Source organism: Gardnerella vaginalis, from assembly GCF_001563665.1.
GTDB lineage: Bacteria > Actinomycetota > Actinomycetes > Actinomycetales > Bifidobacteriaceae > Bifidobacterium > Bifidobacterium vaginale_A.
The window spans coordinates 1-3,268 of the sequence record NZ_KQ961875.1; the positions used below are offsets into that span (position 1 = coordinate 1).

Below are 3,268 nucleotides of genomic sequence, written 5' to 3' on the forward strand. Positions count from 1 at the left end.
TTGCTCAAAGTTGAAAGCACAGTGTGCTTTCAACTTTGAGCAAGCGAAGTACGTTAACATCCTGCGCACTCAATCCTAAAGCGTTTATATCTTCCCTCAAACAGCCAAACTGCACTCAAAAATCACGAGAACCCAGCTTAAAGCCGCCGCACATTAAACCTTTTAACGATAGCCCTCGCTAAGCCTTGCTACACAAGGGCAAATTTGCACCCACCTATTAAGCCTTTGACATCAATACGACAGTCTCACGTGTATCAAGACTACCCTTATGATAACCATGCATCAATAAAAGAGCCTTAACGTTCATTGCAGGAGAGAAACTGGCAAGGGGAATGTCGTATGATGATAAAAGTCTAAGGCACTACAAACTGGGATTTGGATTTTACTTAAAATTGTATTATTTTATTAGCGATATCTTCTACAAATCGCTTATCGTGTTCCACAAATATGAGTGTAGGCTTTGCTTCTTTTATAATTTCCTCAATCTGTATTCTTGATATTACATCTATATAATTCAGTGGTTCGTCCCAAACAAATATATGAGCTGGCTTTGAGAAACTTACAGCAATTAAAACTTTCTTTTTTTGTCCATCACTATAATTCTTCATATCCATTTCAAATAATTCTCTTGAAAAATCTAATTTTCTTAAAATTGTTTTACACAATGTTTCATCAACATCTTGCTTGTGAATATATTCATTTAGGCTACCTGTTAAATTAGATGTGTCTTGAGGAATATACGAGATTTTTAAATTACCTGCTAATTTTATCTCACCTGTATACTCGTGATTTATACCTAATAAAATTTTAATCAAGGTTGATTTTCCGCTACCATTACCCCCATATATAGCCACTATGTCGCCTTGCTTTATCTCGAAACTTACATTGCTTAATATCTGTCTCTCTCCATAGCATGATGATAAATTGCTAACCGATATTAGAGGATTTTTATGATGATGTAACGGATGCAGTAATAGGCTTTCCTTTGTTTCGATATCTTTTAGTAAACTCTGTTTTTCTTCTATTGCCTTGTTTTGTCTATTCTCCAAATTCTTAGATTTTTTCATCATCTTGGCTGATTGATGACCTATATGTCCTTTGTCTGGTTTTACACCTGATACTTTTACACCATTTTTAGTATTTTCAATTTTATCAGACCAAATTTGACTTTGTCTTGCAGCCTCTTTTAATCGTTTAATATCTTTTCTTAATCTCTCATTTTGACTAATTTCAAATTGGTCTTTCATCACTTTGTTTTCATACCATGATGTAAAATTTCCCGATTGGACATCAATAGAATTCCTGTTAATAGAAATAACATGATTGATACAACCATCTAAAAAATCTCTATCATGAGATATAAGCAAAAATCCTTTTTTACTTTTCAGATATTCACTTACAATTTTTCTTCCGTCCATATCTAAATGGTTTGTTGGTTCATCAATAAGTAAAAAGCCATCTTCTCTTGTAAACAAAATAGCTAAAAGGATTTTTGTTTGTTCCCCTTTAGAAAGCGTTTCAAACTCTCTGTAAACAAGGTTCTCATCTACATTTAGCAAACTGAGTTCTCTAAATAACTTCCATTCTTCATCATCTGATATTAGTTCTTTATATAACTCAATTCCTAATTTTGAAGTATCGCTTATATTTGGTGGAAATTTAATAAATTCAACATCCTTGCTTATTTTACCTTGATAAGTTTCTTGATTTAAAAGTAACTTAAATAGAGTTGATTTACCGATTCCATTTCTTCCTATCAATCCCGTTTTCCAGTTTGTATCAAAGGAAAACGATACATTTTTAAATATGGGTTTTACATATCCATAATATGAGAAAGTGAGGTTTTCAATTTTAATTACTGACATAAAACGCCTCCCTAAATTATCATTTACCGCCCGGGTACAAAGTGAGTGCACCTTTTAACGTTTAGTTTTTCCTGTATTACTACGCTTATCACTGCTTTGCTTTTCAGTCATTTCAATTCTCGATTAGGTAATTTTCCAGTTCTCAAAGCGACAGTAACAAACTCAACCTCTTGCAAGCACTTCTCGCAAAGTTCATAACCTTCATTGAAGTTCACTCTTGACCTAAATGTGCTAGCAATGAATTCGCATGGTGAGGTGATCCTTTCAACTACACCGCACCGTTCGCACTCAGCATACACATTCCCATCCTTAATCGGAATAAACATTCCATGATCTTTCTCATTTCCCATGACGCTAACATCTTCGAAATCATCAAATTTTACATAGAGCATATACGGCTTCCTCCTTTATCGGTATGTCTATATACGCTCTAATTCCAACTTATATCAAGTTTTATTGCTTCTTTTTTGATCTATATGTCTGCTACTTCGCAATAGCTTTCCCATTAAGACAGTGCACCATGTAATGCGCAAATCCATCGTTTTTACAATTTACCTTCTTCTTATCTGAAACCTCGGTGACACCATTCTCACAATCTACTTCAAGGCTTGCATCCTTGGTGATTGTTCCTTCTAAAATACTCATGCCATTTAACGTATCAAGCGTACAAACATGAGTTACTTCTACGTTTGTTGCTGAAGCCAACCCATTATAACATTTAAGAAAGACATCATCCGCCTTCAAATTAACAACTTCTACCTTGCCATTGTTCACTTCTACATAAAGCTTACCAATCTCAATATCCGTGATGAGCACTTGATTAGAATCAGATTCAACCTCACAAACTTCCACATCATGTGGCAAACTCACAACAATTTCAGGCATACCCTGAGTAAGCCACCTCACCCAATTCGAAGCTGAGACTTTTTTAGTTTGAATAAGCCTTATAACATTTTGCGCTTCCTCAACCCTCAATATATCTTGTTCACAGTTAACAAAGCTCACACCAAAGGTATCAGCACGTTTCACCGTTAAACGAACATCTTTCGTCTCTGCGATAAACTTCTTATTATCCATTCCTTAAGCACCTCCTCGTGCACATACTAATAATCAGGTTTCATTTTACCTTTTGAGCTATATTTTCCCACTTCACAGGGTGGGTGCAAAGTTGCAAATCGACTTGAATGGGCGCTTTGACAGAGCTTGAAATTGCATAACGCATTTCAAGCTCCTTCAAAGCGTGATTTGGCTCAAATGTAAAGTCCAGTGGACTTTACATGCCAAATCAGCCGAACGGCTACTAATAGCCGTGCGTGACGACCTGCCTTTTCGCTTAGAGCGTAGCGCGAAAAAGCACCCCAATTCGCTAAGCTTGCTCAAAGTTGAAAGCACAGTGTGCTTTC

The 3,268-nt window shown here is 35.7% G+C and carries 3 protein-coding genes; all 3 read right to left on the reverse strand.

Translation table 11 applies throughout. The annotated features are described in order from the left end of the window. Positions 1-386: 386 nt before the first annotated feature. Positions 387-1,865 (reverse strand): Lsa family ABC-F type ribosomal protection protein, encoded by a 1,479-nt coding sequence (locus tag HMPREF3230_RS05735; RefSeq protein ID WP_075523976.1) that lies wholly within the window; start codon positions 1,863-1,865, stop codon positions 387-389. Positions 1,866-1,972: 107 nt separating this feature from the next. Then, complete coding sequence (locus HMPREF3230_RS05740) at positions 1,973-2,257, reverse strand: hypothetical protein (protein ID WP_004114737.1); 285 nt, start codon at positions 2,255-2,257, stop codon at positions 1,973-1,975. Between the two features lie 91 nt (positions 2,258-2,348). Then, on the reverse strand, positions 2,349-2,942 hold the full coding sequence (locus HMPREF3230_RS05745; protein WP_004111245.1) for a DUF4097 family beta strand repeat-containing protein: 594 nt from the start codon (positions 2,940-2,942) through the stop codon (positions 2,349-2,351). Between the last annotated feature and the right edge of the window lie 326 nt (positions 2,943-3,268).